General features: G+C 61.4%; 13 protein-coding genes. 5 read left to right on the top strand and 8 right to left on the bottom strand.

The features are described 5' to 3' along the window. Nucleotides 1–85: 85 nt before the first annotated feature. Nucleotides 86–4,261, top strand: coding sequence for a hypothetical protein (locus DBR46_RS28745; RefSeq protein ID WP_124529593.1), 4,176 nt, complete (start codon nucleotides 86–88; stop codon nucleotides 4,259–4,261). Nucleotides 4,262–4,380: 119 nt separating this feature from the next. Continuing rightward, nucleotides 4,381–5,547, top strand: coding sequence for a diguanylate cyclase (locus DBR46_RS28750; RefSeq protein ID WP_124529595.1), 1,167 nt, complete (start codon nucleotides 4,381–4,383; stop codon nucleotides 5,545–5,547). A gap of 4 nt (nucleotides 5,548–5,551) precedes the next feature. Here the strand turns inward: DBR46_RS28750 and DBR46_RS28755 are convergent, their stop codons facing one another. The 6 genes from DBR46_RS28755 to DBR46_RS28780 form a co-directional block, all read right to left on the bottom strand. Continuing rightward, complete coding sequence (locus tag DBR46_RS28755; RefSeq protein WP_124529597.1) at nucleotides 5,552–7,738, bottom strand: GAF domain-containing protein; 2,187 nt, start codon at nucleotides 7,736–7,738, stop codon at nucleotides 5,552–5,554. A 139-nt stretch (nucleotides 7,739–7,877) separates the two neighbouring features. Continuing rightward, a complete protein-coding gene (locus DBR46_RS28760; RefSeq protein ID WP_124529599.1) occupies nucleotides 7,878–8,729 on the bottom strand; it encodes a CAP domain-containing protein in 852 nt (283 codons plus the stop codon). An 82-nt stretch (nucleotides 8,730–8,811) separates the two neighbouring features. Then, a complete protein-coding gene (locus DBR46_RS28765; RefSeq protein ID WP_017734577.1) occupies nucleotides 8,812–10,137 on the bottom strand; it encodes an MFS transporter in 1,326 nt (441 codons plus the stop codon). 58 nt (nucleotides 10,138–10,195) lie between these two features. Beyond that, the gene (gene lhgO / locus DBR46_RS28770) at nucleotides 10,196–11,389 is read right to left on the bottom strand and encodes an L-2-hydroxyglutarate oxidase (RefSeq protein WP_124529600.1); all 1,194 of its coding nucleotides are present in this window, start codon (nucleotides 11,387–11,389) and stop codon (nucleotides 10,196–10,198) included. Nucleotides 11,390–11,492: 103 nt separating this feature from the next. After that, on the bottom strand, nucleotides 11,493–12,203 hold the full coding sequence (locus tag DBR46_RS28775) for a FadR/GntR family transcriptional regulator (RefSeq protein WP_124529602.1): 711 nt from the start codon (nucleotides 12,201–12,203) through the stop codon (nucleotides 11,493–11,495). 54 nt (nucleotides 12,204–12,257) lie between these two features. Beyond that, nucleotides 12,258–13,430 carry an MFS transporter gene (locus DBR46_RS28780; protein WP_124529604.1) on the bottom strand — a complete coding sequence of 391 codons (1,173 nt, stop codon included), beginning with the start codon at nucleotides 13,428–13,430 and terminating at the stop codon, nucleotides 12,258–12,260. Between the two features lie 113 nt (nucleotides 13,431–13,543). Between DBR46_RS28780 and DBR46_RS28785 the strand changes: the two genes are divergently transcribed. After that, the gene (locus DBR46_RS28785; RefSeq protein ID WP_124529606.1) at nucleotides 13,544–14,452 is read left to right on the top strand and encodes a LysR family transcriptional regulator; all 909 of its coding nucleotides are present in this window, start codon (nucleotides 13,544–13,546) and stop codon (nucleotides 14,450–14,452) included. Nucleotides 14,453–14,473: 21 nt separating this feature from the next. Then, the gene (locus DBR46_RS28790) at nucleotides 14,474–15,151 is read left to right on the top strand and encodes an N-acetyltransferase (RefSeq protein WP_124529608.1); all 678 of its coding nucleotides are present in this window, start codon (nucleotides 14,474–14,476) and stop codon (nucleotides 15,149–15,151) included. Nucleotides 15,152–15,273: 122 nt separating this feature from the next. Here DBR46_RS28790 and DBR46_RS28795 read toward each other — a convergent pair whose 3' ends face one another. Next, nucleotides 15,274–15,870: a TetR/AcrR family transcriptional regulator gene (locus DBR46_RS28795; protein WP_124529610.1), complete on the bottom strand. Its 597-nt coding sequence runs from the start codon at nucleotides 15,868–15,870 to the stop codon at nucleotides 15,274–15,276. Nucleotides 15,871–15,939: 69 nt separating this feature from the next. Here DBR46_RS28795 and DBR46_RS28800 point away from each other — a divergent pair, with 69 nt between their 5' ends. Next, the gene (locus tag DBR46_RS28800; RefSeq protein WP_124529612.1) at nucleotides 15,940–16,539 is read left to right on the top strand and encodes an NAD(P)H-dependent oxidoreductase; all 600 of its coding nucleotides are present in this window, start codon (nucleotides 15,940–15,942) and stop codon (nucleotides 16,537–16,539) included. Between the two features lies 1 nt (nucleotide 16,540). Here DBR46_RS28800 and DBR46_RS28805 read toward each other — a convergent pair whose 3' ends face one another. Continuing rightward, a complete protein-coding gene (locus DBR46_RS28805; RefSeq protein ID WP_124529614.1) occupies nucleotides 16,541–16,930 on the bottom strand; it encodes a hypothetical protein in 390 nt (129 codons plus the stop codon). Nucleotides 16,931–16,956 lie beyond the last annotated feature (26 nt).

Genomic DNA, 16,956 nt, shown 5'->3' on the forward strand with positions numbered 1-16,956 from the left:
GTCAGCGATTGGGCGTAGGTCTTTCAACACACCTCGTTTCGTCGCTCGGTCTGTGTATAGCACTCCCGGAGATGAAACCTCTGCCATGACGCCATTCCCAACGAATAACGTGCGTGCTCCTGTGACAGCACTCAGCGCGCCACGCTCCAATCTTGCAACCAACCCCGTCGCCAAATTGGCCCCTGCGCCAGCGACGGGTCCCGCTCGTACCCCCGACTCCCCAGCTACCCAGGTGCAGGGAAAGCTGCTTGACCTGGATGAAATGTTGAACGCTTTACGCGAGCTTCAGGCTCAGGCAGAAGCCCCAGATGCCCAGAAGAAAAGCTTGTTCCTCAACAAGGATTCACCGCTTATTCCGCAAAACGGCTCGACTCAGCCGGGCACCAACCGGCTCGACAATATGCTCAAGTACTACGGCATTGTCCCGGCCAACCCCAGCACGCCAACGCAAGTACAAGCGGCGATTGACGCGCTGGAAAATACCCGCAGCGAAATTGTCCTGGGCATAGGGAATGAGTCAAGCAAGGCTGATGCGTTGTTGCGGGACAGCAACGACGATTCAATATCTGCATTAGTGGGTGAGGTACAAGACAAGTACAAAAAGCCTTTGCTGAGTTATTTGACGGAGGGTATTTCCGCGTCCGCGCTCGAAAAGGCCCAGCGCTCGCCGGCTACTTTATTGGAGCTGATTGCAAAATCACCCAAGGCTGAAGAACTGGTTAAAGCGCTGCTGAAAAAACTCGGCGGTGGTGCCTTTTCTTTGGAGGGGCTGATCTCCTCTGCAGTGAAAGTCCAGTTATTGATCAAAGCGATAACCTTGAGCCTTGACCCAGTGCAATCGCGCAAACCCGGATATGTTGCAGGGTTTCATCTGGCTTCCAGCGAGCATGGAAACAAGAGCTACGCAGAAATTGATGCACAGTTCAGGCAACACCTGATCGCCGCGAATAACATCTCTTCCGCCGACGCGAGCCTGGCCATTTATCTTTTCCGCCCACAGTTCCCGGCAGATTTTTCCGTGCGCGATATCCCGGCGGAGTTGCACTATCAAGGATCCGCTGTGTGGGTCAATTTCAAGCATGGTGTGGCGTTGGCGGAGGCGATTGAAGCCGGCTCGTCACAAAACATGAGCTTTCAAGAGTTGGTGGACTTGCCCGGCAAGCTCAGCGAACAGGCGACGACAAACGAGCAGTGGGCGTTTATCGCGGCGACCCGTATTCCGGCGACGCTGGAGTGGGCTGCTTTGCAGGGCGTGATTGAACAAAAAGAGGCGTATTCGCAGGCAGAAGTCACCAAGGCAGTGGCGGCTTTTGATGAGCATGTCAACGGTATCGTAGAGGCGACGGCGCAACTTGCAGTCGATGTGCCCATGCGTAAGGATTACTTTGAGAAAATGGAAAAGGGCACTTCCCGGACTGAATTCTTGTCGTTGATAAGCCCGTTCTTTGCGTTGTACCGGCACCTCAATGGCGAAAAAATCAGGCCCTCCGATCTTATCTATCAATACCCTGTTTATGACGAAGATAGTTTCAAGTCTGCGTTTGATCAGTATTTGGCGAAGGCCAAGTCGGGTTATGAAAAAGTACTGCGCAGCCTGTTATCGCAGTTGCCGACCCAGGACCGTGTAGCGATTGAACAGGGTGCAACCACGGTCTATGCACTGCGGGTCAAGCCCGATACAAAAAATGAAACAGATGAGCAGAAAAAGGCCGCCAAGACCCGCCCGGGGTTCATTCTCAAGGCGGAACACGAAGGGCAGACAAGCTACTATGAAATCAACCCGGTCAAGGGCATAGCCCGGCGACGCGACGACTTGAAACCAGTCCTCGAGACCTACGATCCGGCTGAAAAAAGTTATGACAAAGACTTTGTTTCCATTGAACACAGCCATGATGGCGTACCTTCCGAAGAGCTGGTTGTTCGCAATAGCCGCACCGGCAGGGCGGCGTACAAGAAACAGTGGGACGAATACAAGGCTGGCAGAGGCCTGCGGCCCAAGAGCTTTTCGATAGTTGTTCCGCAACAGCTCGATCATTTTTCCGCCACTGGCCGCGTCGGTAACGCTGCAGTGCCAAACACCCTGGAATCAGAACGCTCGGGAGCCATTGCCAAGTCCATTACCGAAAAATTGTTTTATGTCGATGAGGAAAAATTGCGCGAGTGGGCAGAGTCGGACCCTGACAGGGAGAGCTCAGCGCAGAAAAATGACGAGAATTTCTGGGAGCGTATGAAAAGCGTGGCCCAGTTCTTTATCCCTTTCTGGAGTGGGATCGAGGACCTCGTCAACGGCCGTACCAAAGATGGCATTGTCGGTCTTGTCATCGACGGTCTTTTTACATTCGCAGGGCCGGCCGGCAAGCTGGCCGCTGGCTCGGTGCGAGTGTTGGCCAATCTTGGCAAGCTCAGCATGCGCGCGCTGCTGCCTAAATTCTTGCCGTTGATGAAGCAATTTGGTGTTTCTGTTGTACAAAACCTGAACCCGCTTGAACCGGTAATGGCGGGCTTCAACTTCAAGGGAGGGAAAGGCCTGAAGTTCCTGAAAGGGGATATCCACAATATCCAGGCAGGCATTGCGCAGTTCAGGCAGTCATCGCCCTTCAAACAACTGCCTGGAAAAGGGCGTTATGACGTCACCCCGAAAATACCCTTGACCTCCAGAAACCTACCGGAAGGCGCAAGCTTACGAGTGCCCGAGGGCATCTCCAGAGATGAGGTACGGGTGTTGAACAGGAAGAATCACACCGATGTGGTCGTTGGTGATGATGTCTTTCGGTTTGACCCTGGCAAACCGGACAGCCTGAGCAAACTGGGCGGCCCTGATCATGGCGGTCCGTTGGAAGGGTTTGCAACGACGTGTGGCAGCGGGGGACGCAGGTCCAAGCGTGACCTCAATGACCTCTGTTACACCAAAGAGATCGAGCCCGGTGGAACCCCCATCTTCCAGGACGCCCAAGCCCTCGACCACCGTCGGCTGATTCCTGGCCCTGCGCAGGCTAACAGGCCGCGCACGGTGGTACACGAGCATCGTTTATACCGAGTCAATGAAGCGGGTCAGCAAGAGCTGTTGCCGATTGCGACTTCGCGGCCTGTGACCTACAAGCCACAAACATCGGGCACAGTGATCAAGGAGCCAGATTTCGGTTTTGATGATTTCGGCGTACCTCGCTCGCTCAACAACGACACGGTAGTGGTGAAAGTGGATGCGATCAGCGACTTGAGCAATGATCAACGAATCGTCAGAGGCCAAAAAGTCGACCACAATGGCCGGCAATACGTGGTGGTCGAGGGCGATACCGGCGTTCATTACTGCGCGGAGCTCAACACCACAGGCAAGCTCGACTTTTACCGCTTGGATAGCAGGAACCCCGTCAGCCGGCATTTTATTGAAACTCATGATCAATACAGGGACTTTCACGGTTTTGCTGCGCAGAAAAGTCCAAACAATCAGTTGATTGTCCTGCCTAACATGGAAAGCCTGGTCAAGAAAATTGTGGCCGAGAATCCTCTATCCCACGCGGAAATCGAACACCTTGCCAAGGTATTGAAAGGTCTTACTCCCGAGAAACAGCGCGAAGTACTGATGAGCGTTTACGCGTCTGGAGCCAACCCAGGAAAGGTGGTGGTGGCGGCAAAACCGATTCGACTCGAACCCATCAAGAAGCCGGCAGATTTTTCCCAACTGCAGCCAGCGGATCAAAACCGGCTCTATGTTGAAGGGGGGAGGAAGGCCGTTGACGATCAGTTCCAGGCCACGGGTATCAGGTCCGCCAATCAACAAGTGCCCGGTCAACCCGGTGAGAAGATTCGCGCAGACTCTGCCGCCGAGACGGTAGGTTGGCTCTACACGCGCACAGGTGCGCCAAACTATTCCGAAATCGTGCTGAAGACCGGGGCCGGGAACTGCGACCAGATGGCCAAGGTTGCCGTTGATACCATCAACGCCAGTGGTGGCAATGCGCGTATCGCGCAAGTCAAAGGGCACACGTTCGGCATTGTCGGCGGCCCCCCTGGCTATTCCAAGAGCAAGGGCTTTACCGGGCCGGAATGGGCCGATGCCTGGGTTGTTGACCCTTGGGCTGGTATCACCTGCAAGGCCTCGGACTATCCCGCCCAATTCAAGGCGCGCATGCAGGAGTGGAGCCAGCAAGGCCGGCTGATCCTGATCAGCGATGGCAATACACCGCCGACCTCGGTTTGGAGTGACCCCATGGAGCCGCGCTGGATAGATGCAACCGTTAACGGGGAGGCCCAGGTTTTTTGACGGCGGGCCGATAATCACAGCCAATGATTTGGCGTCGATGGATATCGCATGCGTTTAGGGCCTAACAACGGCTCTATCTGGCTGGATTCAGTTGTTCAGATTGGTGGCAGGGTGCCACAATGGCGCCTTTGTCGTGGCAGTCGAAGCAGGCGGATTTCATGAATGGCCTTGAGCGTGGGCAGGACCAGGATTGCGTTATTGAGGAGCAGGTGCGGACCGACCGTTTGCACCAGCTGTTTCGACAATCATTTGCCGCCATTTTCGGCAGTTTCCTCGGCGCGGTCATGCTGTGTTGGTTGTGCTGGGACCGTTTTTCCCACCAGGTCATCCTGATCTGGCTGGTGGCGTTGGGGGCGTCGTCGCTGCTGCGCATTCATCTGTTCATGGGCTGGTTCCGCTGCCCCCATGCTGAACGTACACCGGACCGCTGGGAGCGTCGCTACTGGCTGACACTGATGTTGTCTGCGGGGATCTGGGGGGCGGGCGCATTGGCCGTGATGCCTACCGACGACCGCGTGTCACAGGTGCTGGTGATGTTGTTCACCGTGGGCATGTCGGTCAGTGCGGTGTCGTGTTATTCGGCGTATCGCTACATGACGCTGATGTCCATGGCCCTGGTGTTGTTGCCGTGCACGGTGTGGCTGCTGTTCCAGCCGTCTTCCATGCAAGTCGGCGTGGCCGTGGCGGTGCTGGTGTTTTCGACGTTTGTGGTCAGCGCCACGCGCAAACTGTCCGATGCCCTGGAAAAAGCCTTTCGCCTGACCCGGCAAATGGAACGCGCCCACAGTATTTCCACGCGCGCCGCCCAGACCGACGAACTCACCGGCTTGATGAATCGCCGCGCGTTCTTCGAACATGCCCACTTGTTGTACGCACAGTGCCGTCACAACAGCCAGCCCCTGTGTGCGCTGATGTTGGACATGGACCATTTCAAGGAAATCAACGACACCTACGGCCATCAGGCGGGCGATCAGGTGTTGCGCCAGATCGGCGGGGTGATCAGCGCCTCGTTTCGTCAGACGGATGTGTACGGCCGGCTGGGCGGCGAAGAGTTTGCCGTGCTGTTGCCCAATACCTCCCTGGAAACGGCGCGCAGTATCGCCGAACAGTTGATCCGCGCGATTTCCGGGCTGGCCGCCGAGCCGGTGCACGGTTTGACCGCCAGCCTCGGCGTGGCGTCGATCCGCAGTGTTGACCAGGACCTGCACAGCCTGATGAATACCGCCGACAAGGCGCTGTACCGCGCCAAGGCTCAGGGTCGCAACCAGGTTGCCGTGGCCGAGTAGACGCTCAGTCGCGCTGCATGGATTTGGCCAGCACCCGTGCCACCTGGTCGGCGGAGTAGGGCTTGGCCAGGAATTCAAAACCCTCATAGCCGCTGTCGGCCAGCTCTTCGCTGTAGCCGGAAGTGAGCACCACCGGCAGGTCCGGGCGGCGCTGGCGCAGCAGTTTGGCCATGGCCACGCCGGTCATGCCGGGCATCACCACATCCGAGAAAATACCGTCGAAGGCCATGGCGTCGGGGCCCGCCAGCGCGAGCGCCTGTTCGGCATGGGTGGCCCAGGTGGTCCGGTAGCCGAGGTCTTGCAGGATCTGGTTGGCAAAACGCCCGACTTCCAGGTTGTCTTCGACGATCAGGATATGCCGCTGCGCGGTGTCGAGGTGCAAGCCAGGCTCATGGGACGGGCCTGGCTGTTGTTGCGCTTGCGCGGCCACGGCGGGCAAGTACAGGGTAAACCGCGTGCCCTGGCCCAGCGTGCTGCTCACGTCAACGTTGCCGCCCGATTGCTTGGCGAACCCGAACACTTGCGACAAGCCCAGCCCGGTGCCTTTGCCCACGGCCTTGGTGGTGAAGAAGGGCTCGAAAATGCGCTCGAAGGTGCCCCCGGGAATACCCTCGCCCGTATCGCTCAGCGACACCGCGACGAACGACTGCTGTGCTTCGGCTTCACCCCGGATGCGCGGCAGCGTCGAGACATGGGCCACCCGCAGGGTCAAAGTGCCTTGGCCGTCCATGGCATCGCGGGCGTTGAGGGCAATGTTGATCAGCGCCGTTTCAAACTGGCTGGAATCGACACACACATGGCACGGGTGTGCCGGCAACTCGACCTGGACGTGGATGCGTGCACCGGTGAGGCTCTCAAGCATCTCGCCGATGTTGGTCACGCGCTGGCACACGTCGAAGACTTCCGGGTTCAACGGCTGGCGGCGGGCGAAGGCGAGTAGTTGGCTGGTGAGCTTGCTGGCGCGTTCGACGGTGTCGGAGACGGCGCCCAGGTAGCGTTGCCGGCGTTCTTCGGACAACCCTGGCTGGCGCAGGAAATCCACCGAGGAACGAATGATGGTCAGCAGGTTGTTGAAGTCGTGGGCCACGCCGCCGGTCAATTGGCCGATGGCTTCGAGCTTTTGCGATTGATGCAGTGCGGCTTCGGCCTGGGTAAGGGCGGTGGTGCGCTCCTCCACCCGCTGCTCCAGGGTTGCGTTCAATTCGCTGAAGGCCGCCAGCCCTTCGCGCACGGCGGCGTCGGCGCGCACGCGCTCGATGTGGGCCCAGGAACGTTCGGTGACTTCGCCCAGCAGCGCCAGGTCATAGGGCGACCAGACCCGCGCCGATTTATGGTGCGCGGCCATCAGGGCGGTTAGCCGGCCTTCCTTGATGAGCGGGAAACACACCGTCGCCGTGGCCCCGAGGGCCTGGTAGCTGGCGGACTCGTCGGGGGGAAATTCCATCCGATTGTCGCGGATCACCAAGGGCTCGCCAGCACGCAGGCGCTGCACCGCCAAGGCGCCGAACGACGCCAGGCTGTAGCGCCCGACGATGCTCGGCGAGCCCGGCGCCGCCCAGTTGCCGCGAATGGTGAAACCGTCTTCATCGGCGTCCATGTCGGCATACGCGCAATTGGACACCTGCAGGTGCTGCGCCAGCAGGCGGGTGGTGCTGGTCATGATGGCTTCGGCGTCGGTGGCGTTGGCCACCGCATTGCCGATGGCGTCCAGCATCGCCAGGCGGCGCGCGAGGAACACGGTGGCGGTGGTTTCGGTGACGGTGTCGAGCATGCCGACCACGCTGCCGTGGGGGTCGCGGATCGGGCTGTAGCAAAAGGTGAAATAGGCCTGCTCGGTACCGGCGCCGCGCTCGATCAGCAGCGGGTAGTTCTCGATATACGTCGCGTGCCCTTCAAACGCGGCCTTGGCGATCGGGCTGATGTCATTCCAGGCTTCGCTCCACACCTCGCTGAACGGGCGCCCCAACGCGTAGGGCTTGTCACCGAGGATCGGAATAAACGCATCGTTGTAGAGCATGGTCAGGGAAGACCCCCAAACGATGGCCTGGGGGAAGCTTGAGGCAAAGCACAGCGCGACGGTTGTCTTGAGCACGTCCGGCCACTGCTCCAACGGGCCCAGCGGGGTGCTGGCCCAATCATGCAGGCGCACCCGTTCGGCCATGTCGCTGCTGCTTTGCAGCCAATTCATCATTGGGAGAACACCTTGTTTGCCGCCGCATTTTCTTTGCCTGAATTGTCAGGGCAACACGCTACAGACCGGAATGGCCGTTGGCAGTTCAACGCAATTATCGCGGAGATGGCATTTTGATGCTCTATCCATTTGAATGGGTCTATTGGGTGCCGAACAACCCTGTCCAGTAAATGCCTGCATCGCTCTTCGGGTCCATGGCGTACGCCGCGCCCAACTCGCGAAACTGCGGGTTCATCAGGTTGGCGCAATGCCCGGGGCTGGCGAGCCAGCCGTCCACCACCTTGCGCGGGGTGTCGAGGCCGGCGGCGATGTTTTCGCCGATGTTTTTTGCGATATACCCGGCCAGTTCCGCACGGTCGCCCGGCGTGCGGCCATCGTGATCCAGGTGATCGAAAAAATTGCCGTTGGCCATGTTGCGCGTGTGGCTGTTGGCGGCGCCGGCCAGGTCGTCGTTCCAGCTCAACGGGGTGGTGGCGTTGAAGGCCTGGGTGCCACATTGGCGCGCTTGTTCGCGGGCGGCGTTGACCAGGTTGAGCAGCTGCTTGCCTTCGGTCTGCCAGTCGCCAAGGCCGCTGGACAGCAGCGGGCGGGCGAGCACGATGCGCCAGTCCTGGCCGCTGTTGCTCACGCCGATATCGACAAATTGCGGGTCCAGCACCACGCGGCAGAAGCTTTCGCGCACGGCCTTCATGGCTGATGCAGCATCCTTGGGCCCGGACAGGCTGATGGCCTGCACGTTGACCATCGGGTACGCCGCCCGCGCCAGTGCCTGTTGCAGGTCGCCGACATTATTGGCCGGCAGCACCAGCCGCGTATCGCTGGTCAGCGGTGGCAGTTCCTGGGAACCCTGGTCGCCGCAGCGCTGTAGCTGGCTGCGGTATTGGTTGATCTGTTGTACCAACTGACTTTCTTCATTCGCCATCGCGCTGGCGCAGAACACCGTAGTGGCGGCCAGCGTCGTCAGACCCATCATCAATGACAGCACGCGCATGGACATTACCCTTGAGCTTGTAAAGTGCCCATGATGCGCGATGTAGGTGCGTCCATGCACCCGTTGGTCTGATCTTTTTCCTTCAGTTCTTGAAGGCCGAGTGTTTGCGGCCCTGGTCGCACAGGGCGAACACCACCACCAGCAGGGCCGAAATGCCCAGGATAATCACCACGCCATCGGTGGAGTGCGTCGCAGACGCTGCCACCATCGACAGTGCGCCCAGCGGCGCCAGGCCGCCAGCGATGGCCGTGCCGATTTCACGCCCGGTACCAAAGCCGGAGGAGCGGGTCTGGGTCGGGAACTGCCGGCTGAGGAACGAGCCTTGGGGCGCAAACATCATCGGCGCGAGGATGCCCGTGCCGACGCCGATGGCGATGTAGATCATCAGGCTTTCGCCGGTGTTGAGCAGGGCCAGGAACGGGTAGGCGAACAGCAGCGAGCACACACCGCCGAGCATCAGCACGGTCTTGCTGCTCCATTTGTCGCACAGCCAGCCAAAGCACGGCACGGCGACGATGGCGATCAGGCTGGCGATGGTCACCGACAGCGAGGTGACGTGCACATCCACGCCTTTGAACTGGGTCAGGTACGCCAGGGAGAAGGTCTTGAAGATGTAGCTCAGGGCGTTGTAGCCAATGGCCACGAAGAACACCACGGCCAGGCCTTTCATATCATTCTTGAACAGGGTTTTCAGCGGCGAGGCCTTGGCCTTGGCGGCTTCTTTGCTCAGCTCGTTGAACTGTGGGGTTTCCGGGATGCTGTTGCGCACCCACAGGCCCACGCCCACCAGCACGATGCTGCACACGAACGGGATGCGCCAGCCGCCGGCCAGCAGGAACTCGTTGCCGTTGATGGTCAGCACATACACGGTGAGCGACGACAGCAACAGGCCCAGGTTCAAACCCAGTGCGGGCCATGCGCCTTGACTGCCGCGCTTGCCTTCCGACGCGTGCTCGTAGGACGTCACCGCCGCCCCCGACAGCTCGGCGCCCGCGCCCAGGCCCTGGATGATGCGAATAAACACCAGCAGGATCGGCGCCCAGATGCCAATCGAGGCGTAGCTGGGGATCAGGCCGATCAGCGTGGTGCACACGCCCATCAGGCAGAAGGTCAGCACCAGCACTTGCTTGCGGCCGAACTTGTCGCCGAGGTAGCCGAACAGGATGCCGCCGAACGGGCGGGCGATAAAGCCGATGGCAAAGGTGGAAAAGGCCATCAGGGTGGCGGTTTTCGGGTCGCTGTTATCGAAGAAGATCTTCGAGAACACAATGGCCGCCATGGTGGCGTACAGGTAAAAGTCGTACCACTCCAGCATCGAGCCGAAGATGGTCGCGGCGGCGACTTTGCGCAGGCGCTTGCGGGTTTGTTCGGGTGTTTCGGTGGACGGAATGGAGGCAGGTGCCGACATGCTGGACTTCCTTCTGGGTCTTTATAGTTATTGTCAAATGGACGCGTATTGCGGGGTGTTACTCGGGCTGGAACAGGCGGTCGGCGATCATCGCGCCGATGGGCATGGCTGAGGTGGCGGCCGGCGAGGGCGCGTTGCACACGTGGAGCATTCGTGGGGTCTGGGCGAACAGGAAGTCGTGCACCAGGCTGCCGTCGCGCATCACCGCCTGGGCGCGGATGCCCGCTTCATAAGGCAGCAGGTCGTCGAGGGTCAGGGATGGGCAGTACTTGCGGCACTGCTCCAGGTAACCGGACTTGAACAGCGAGTTCTTCATCTCGGTGGTGCCGGAGCCGAGGTTTTGCCAAATGGTTTTCCAGAAGCCGGGGAAGCTCGCGTACTGCGCCACGTCGCGCCAGTTCACCGAGAACTTGCGGTAGTTCTCGCGGCCCAGGCCGAGTACGGCATTCGGGCCGACGGTGACGCTGCCGTCGATCATGCGCGTGAGGTGTACGCCGAGAAACGGCAGCTCTGGATCGGGAATCGGGTAGATCAGGTGGTTGACGATGTTGTTTTTCGCTGCGGGCAGGCGGAAATACTCACCGCGAAACGGGATGATCTGGTGGTCGATGGAAATGCCGGCAAGGGTCGCCAGGCGGTCCGACTGCAAACCGGCGCAGACCACCAGGTGCTTGGCTTGCCAGGTTTCGCCACGGGTGTTGACGGTGACTTTGTCGGTGTCTTCGTGGATCGCGGTGACGGTGCGCTCCAGGCAAATCTCGCCACCGCTGCGGCGGATCACCTGGGCCATGGTTTCGCAGACCTGGCGGTAATCGACGATACCGGTGGCGTCGAGAAACAAGCCGCCGAGGCCGACGATGTTCGGCTCACGTTGACGCAACTGCTCGGCGTCGAGGCGCTCGACTTTCATGCCATTGAGCTGGGAGCGTGCGTACAGGGCTTCCATGCGCTGCATTTCCAGGGGGCTGGAGGCCACCAGCAACTTGCCGCACACCTCGAACTTGATCCCGTGCTCCGTGCAGAACTGCTTGGTCTGCTCGGCGCCGCGCTTGCACAGGTCGGCCTTGAGGCTGCCCGGTGCGTAGTAGATGCCGGCGTGGATCACGCCGCTGTTGTGGCCGGTCTGGTGCTTGGCCAGCACCGCCTCTTTTTCCAGGATCACCAGCGAGGCGCCCGGCTGGCGCTTGAGCAGCTCCATCGCGGTGGCCAGGCCGACGATGCCGCCGCCGATAATGCAAAAGTCGTGAATCATTGCGTGGGGTACCTAAAGTTGCACATTTCGGTCTGCTTATCAGGTTGTCAGACTAATGTTTTTGTTAAAAAAATGGCGTGTCGAGGACACGCTACTTAAAGGATCAATGGGTGGCCGGAAGCTCCAGGCTCAGGCGCCGCGCCGCTGCACGCAAATGCGCCTCGGCGCTGGCGGCGGCGCGTTGGGCGTCGCCGTCGACGATGGCCTGGTAGAGCGCCTGGTGTTCCTGGGTCGCATCGGCGGAGCCAGTGGCAAAGCGTGACGCCGAGTTTTCCCAGGCGGTTTTGCGGGCGCTGGCCAATTGGCTGCGCAGGAAGTCGTGGAAGGCGACGAAGTAGTCATTCTTGCTGGCGTCCGCGATGGCGCGGTGGAATTCCACGTCGGCGAGGGCGGCGGCTTCGAAGTTGTCGCGGTTGTCCTGCATGGTCTGCAGGGCGCTTTTCATGCGCAGCAGGTCGGCCTCATCGCGGCGCTGGGCGGCAATCGAGGCGGCTTGGGTTTCGATCCACAGGCGCACTTCAAACATCTGCGCCAGGTCCGGGCTGCGGCCGTTGGGCTGGGGGAAACGGAACACCGTGCCCGCGGGCGTCTGCGAAATGAACGAGCCCAGACCCCGGCGGGCGGTGATCACGCCGTCCGCCTTGAGCTGGGCAATGGCTTCGCGCACCACGGAGCGGCTGACGTTGAGTTGCTCGGCCAGTTGCTGTTCGGTGGGCATGCGCGACTCCGGCGGCAATTGGCCGGAGTCGATTTCTGCGCGGATCGCACTGACAACCCGCACGACAAGCGAGTCGGGACGCTGGAGCTCAAGCATGGGACAACCTTGGTGATCAGGTTGTCAGACAATAGTCGCTGCGATTTTATCTTGTCAATGTTTGTGTCGCAGCGCGCCGGCCAACAGGATCAGGCCTACCGCCACCGCGAAGGTGGTATGCAGGCCAAAAGCCACGGATTGCGGGGTGGCGCGGATGATATCCGGCGTGGCCCAGGCGAACACCGCACCGAGGGCCGAGGCGCCGAAAATCAGGCCGATATTGCGCGACAGGTTCAACAGGCCCGACACCGTGCCCCGACGCGGGCCTTCGACATCACGCATCACCGCGGTGTTGTTGGCGGCCTGGAACAGGCTGTAACCCGACGTCAGCAAGACCAACGCGCCAAGGTAGGCCAACAGCCCGCCGGCCAGCGCCAGTGCCAACGCGCCTACGGCCATGATGGCCAGTCCGAGGAGGGTCATGGGCGGGCTGCCGAGACGGTCGGTGAGATGGCCGGCAGGCACGCCGGTGACGGCTGCAACACAAGGCCCGACCGCCATCACCAGGCCCATCCACGCAGGCGCGAGCCCCAGGCCACGGGACAAGTAGAACGGGCCGACCACAAACGTCGCCATCATCACCGCCGACACCAGCGCGCTCATCCCCAGGCCGGCGCGCAGCCCAGGGCTGGCCAGTGCCGACCAGAGCGGCACTGCCGCCCGTGCCCCGGGTTCATTCGGCAGGTAGCGGTAGGCGAGGGCGGCCGCCAGCAGCCCCAGCGGCGCGCCGAGCAGGAACAGCGCGCGCCAACTCCACAGGCTCAACAACACGCCACCGACGCTGGGCCCCATCGCGGTGCCGACGGCCGACAGCGTGCCGAGCAAGCCCATCACACGCCCGGTACGTTCCTTGCTGACCGTGTCGCCGACCATCCCCAGGGTCATCGCCATCATGATCGCCGCACCAAGCCCTTGCAGCACGCGCGCGGCGATCAGCCAGTGCAGTGACGGCGCCATGGCACACAGCCCGCAGGCCAGGGCGAACAGCAACAAGCCGGCGAGCAACAGTCGCCGCCGCCCCAGGCGATCGCCCAAGCGGCCCGCGCTGACAATCACGGCGGTGATTGCCAGCAAATACGCGAGTACAACCCACTGCACCGCCTGAAACGACGCGTCAAAGGCCAGTACCAGGCTGGGCAGGCCGACATTGGCAATGCTGGTGCCGAGGGAGGCCAGCAACATGGACAGCGACAGGCTGAAAAGGGCGCCGCGTGTGGACGTGTGCATCTGGAATTCCTTGAATGATCGCTACTGTCACAAATCTACGGGCTCGCCTAACATGGCGGAAGGCGCATGGATTGCAGTCAATACCTGCACAAGACGCCTGATAAGGAACGCTGATGCCCGACCTGAACCTGCTGATCACCCTGGATGCGTTGCTCGCCGAAGGCAGCGTCGCCGGTGCGGCCAAGCGTTTGCGCCTGAGCCCCTCGGCCATGAGCCGCGCCTTGGCGCGCTTGCGCGAAACCACCGGTGATCCGTTGCTGGTGCGTGCCGGCCGTGGCCTGGTGCCGACGCCACGGGCCTTGGCGCTGCGCGAACACGTCAGCCGCCTGGTGCTGGACGCCCATGCCGTGCTGCGCCCCGCGCAAACCCTGGATATGGCCCGGGTCGAGCGCACCTTCACCCTGCGCACCAGTGACGAGTTCGTCGAAAACTTCGGCCCGGCCTTGCTCGCACGCATCGCTGAGGACGCGCCTGGCGTGCGACTGCGCTTCGTCAACAAGACTGACAAGGACAGTGCCTGGCTACGGGACGGCAGCGTTGACCTGGAAACCGGCGTGGTCGACGCCAATGCCAGCCCCGAACTGCTGACCCAGGCGCTGTTTCGTGATCGCTTGATCGGCGTGGTGCGCAGCAGCCATCCCCTGAGCCAGGGTGACATCAGCGTGCAGCGCTATGCCGAGGGCCAGCACGTCTACGTGTCCCGACGCGGGCAAGACCGTGGGCAGATCGACGAAGCGCTGGACGCCCAGGGCCTCAGCCGCCAGATCGGCACGATTGTCACCGGATTCTCCACCGCCATCGCCCTGGCCCGCGCCACCGACTTGATCGCCAGCGTGCCCGAGCGCTACACCGCCCATCAACGCGAAGGCCTGCACAGCTTCGCGCTGCCCTTGGCGTTGCCCACCTTTACCGTGGCGATGCTCTGGCACCCGCGCCTGGACGCCGACCTGGGCCATCGCTGGCTGCGTGGATGTTTGCGTGAGGTCTGCAGGCCGCAGCAGGTACAATCCCCGCAGCCTTGACGCGAAACCCCAGGAATTTGCATGCTCATCCTTACCCGTTACACCACGCCGTGTCCCGCGGCCATCAGCGACCAGATCCTGCAGATGGTGGTGGACAACCTCACCGACATCAGCAGCGTTGCACTGCCGCCGAGCAATCTGCTGTACAGCATCTACCAGTACGCCACGGGCTTTGAGGTGCATCTGTACCTGGAAGCCTTGAATGGGGCGAAGGGGATTGCGGTCGAGTTGATTGTGGCCACCGCCACGCTGGACCCGGAGAAAGTCATCGGTTTTGTGCTGTGCCTGCCGGTGAAGGATGACCCCGAGGCCTGTGGTATCGCGTTTATGGCGGTGCAAGCCGGTTTCCGGCGCCAGGGCGTGGCGCGCGCCATGCTGGGTGATGTGCTTGAGCGCTATCCTCACGCTGAATTGAACTGCGCCGTGGAAAAAGTCCCGGCCTTCGAAGCCATGGGCTTCCAGGTGCGTGGTGCGCGGGATACCCAGGTGGTGATGAATACCCGCAGCTACGCCACCGACGGGCTGATGGGGGTGCTGGATGTGGCGGCGATCTATAGCTCGCTGGAAGTGCGGCAGATTCACACCTACCTGCTGCAAAAGCACGGCAAGCGCGCGATGGTGGATGCGGAGAAGCAGCGCGACCGGCACCTGGATCAACGGGTGCGCAAGGTGCAGTTGTTTGTGCAGGGGCGGGGCTGAGATTCAATTTTCTGTGGCAGATGTGGTGTCTGCCCTATTGCTATCGCAGGCAAGCCAGCTCCCACATTTTGACCGTGTGAACCCGATCAAGTGTGGGAGCTGGCTTGCCTGCGATGACGCCCTCACTGCCTACCCACCATCCCCAGAATCATCCCCAACAACTCCTGCTGCGCCTCCTCACGGCTGAGCTCACCGCTGGCCGCCGCCTGGGACAAGGCTTCCGCCGCCCCAAGCATCGCCCGCAAACCAGCCCGGGACACCTTGCCTCCGGGCGCAAACGGCGACAGCGCGGCGCTGCATTTATCGAGGAAGATCGCTTCGTACTGACGCTTGAGGGTTTCCAGCTCCGGCGAGCTGCTCAACGCTGCAATCACCCCTGGGATTTCCCGTCCCTGCAACAGCACGCAATCGACATAGGACGCGGCAATCACCCATGCCCGGTCCTCCAACGTCGCATTGCTTGCTTCGATAGCCTCGGCAAACACCTGGTTCTGGCGCCCGTCGAAATCGGCATACAGCGCGGCCAACAACCCGCCGCGGGTGACGAAGTGATCGTAGACCACCGGCTTGGTGACGCCCGCGAGTTCCGCCAGGCGACCCAGGGTCAGGGCGTCGGTGCCTTCATCGCGGACCAGTTGCCAGGCCACGTCCAACAGTTGACGCAGGCGATCTTCGCGCGACAGGCGACGACGGGGGGCAGGGGATTCACTGCTTGACATGCTTATATACCAAAAGTAACTTACCAAGGGTAACTTAAGCCCAGCCTAAACCGAAATGGAGTCAATGTCATGCACGCCTTGATCGTAGTCTCTCATCACGACCCGCAATCCCTGACCCACAGCATCGCCTTGCAAGCCGCTGCCGGGCTGACCGCTGCCGGGCACACCTTCGAGATTGCCGACCTCGCCGCGGAAGGTTTCGACCCGCGCTACGGCGCCGCCGACCAGCGCGTGCACCGCACTCGCGCCCAGCCTCCAGCGGACGTGCTGGCCGAGCAAGCGCGTATCGACCGTGCCGACGCGCTGGTATTGGCGTTCCCGATCTACTGGTGGTCGCTGCCGGGCTTGCTCAAAGGTTGGGTCGACCGTGTTTTCGTCAACGGTTGGGCGATTGATTACGGCCCTGACATGCCGGTGGTGAAAAAACTGCGGCACTTGAACGTGCACCTGTTGGCCGTGGGGGCGGCGGATGAAAGCGCGTTCGATCGTCACGGTTATGCCAAGGCCATGCGTACGCAGATCGACCACGGCATCTTTGATTACTGCGGGGCCAAGGTGCTCACCTCCGAGTTGTTGCTGGAGTCGGAAAGCGGCACCGCCCAGGCGCACCTGCGCAAAGCGCACACAGTGGGGCAGGGGTTGTTTCAACAGGAGAGGGTCGCGGGCTGATTCAGCCTTCGCGAAACAGGTCGTGGGCGTCGAGCAGGCGGTAGGCAATTTCCGGGCGTTTTTCCATGCCCCGGCGAATGGCTGCTGGAATCGCTTGGCGGGTCTTGCGACATAGGCCTGGAAACGGGTCGATGTCGATCTGGATCCCGCGCATGCTCTTGACCTCGGTGTGCCCCGGCGCCACATGCACGCGGATGCCCAATTGTTGGTACATCAGCTGTTGCATGCGTTCCAGGTCTTGCAGGCTCTTGAGGTCTTCGAGGCGCGCGATCAGCTTCTTCTCTTCCTGGCGCGTGAGGGTGAGGATGCGCACGTCGGCGCCCGGGGCTTGCAGCAGTTGCTCGCGGTCGCAGTCGCAAGCGCCGGGTGGGCAGGGTTGGCGAATAGTCATGTGCTTGGCCTCCCCATTCCGACGCT

It is taken from the genome of Pseudomonas sp. KBW05 (assembly GCF_003852405.1).
Classification (GTDB): domain Bacteria; phylum Pseudomonadota; class Gammaproteobacteria; order Pseudomonadales; family Pseudomonadaceae; genus Aquipseudomonas.

Bases quoted from the DNA above. Each gene is read 5' to 3' on its own strand.
- DBR46_RS28775 (WP_124529602.1), bottom strand. From the start codon at position 12,203: ATGCTTGAGCTCCAGCGTCCCGACTCGCTTGTCGTGCGGGTTGTCAGT.
- DBR46_RS28760 (WP_124529599.1), bottom strand. From the start codon at position 8,729: ATGCGCGTGCTGTCATTGATGATGGGTCTGACGACGCTGGCCGCCACT.
- DBR46_RS28795 (WP_124529610.1), bottom strand. From the start codon at position 15,870: ATGTCAAGCAGTGAATCCCCTGCCCCCCGTCGTCGCCTGTCGCGCGAA.
- DBR46_RS28800 (WP_124529612.1), top strand. From the start codon at position 15,940: ATGCACGCCTTGATCGTAGTCTCTCATCACGACCCGCAATCCCTGACC.
- DBR46_RS28755 (WP_124529597.1), bottom strand. From the start codon at position 7,738: ATGATGAATTGGCTGCAAAGCAGCAGCGACATGGCCGAACGGGTGCGC.
- DBR46_RS28745 (WP_124529593.1), top strand. From the start codon at position 86: ATGACGCCATTCCCAACGAATAACGTGCGTGCTCCTGTGACAGCACTC.
- DBR46_RS28780 (WP_124529604.1), bottom strand. From the start codon at position 13,430: ATGCACACGTCCACACGCGGCGCCCTTTTCAGCCTGTCGCTGTCCATG.
- lhgO (WP_124529600.1), bottom strand. From the start codon at position 11,389: ATGATTCACGACTTTTGCATTATCGGCGGCGGCATCGTCGGCCTGGCC.
- DBR46_RS28750 (WP_124529595.1), top strand. From the start codon at position 4,381: ATGGCGCCTTTGTCGTGGCAGTCGAAGCAGGCGGATTTCATGAATGGC.
- DBR46_RS28805 (WP_124529614.1), bottom strand. From the start codon at position 16,930: ATGACTATTCGCCAACCCTGCCCACCCGGCGCTTGCGACTGCGACCGC.
- DBR46_RS28765 (WP_017734577.1), bottom strand. From the start codon at position 10,137: ATGTCGGCACCTGCCTCCATTCCGTCCACCGAAACACCCGAACAAACC.
- DBR46_RS28790 (WP_124529608.1), top strand. From the start codon at position 14,474: ATGCTCATCCTTACCCGTTACACCACGCCGTGTCCCGCGGCCATCAGC.
- DBR46_RS28785 (WP_124529606.1), top strand. From the start codon at position 13,544: ATGCCCGACCTGAACCTGCTGATCACCCTGGATGCGTTGCTCGCCGAA.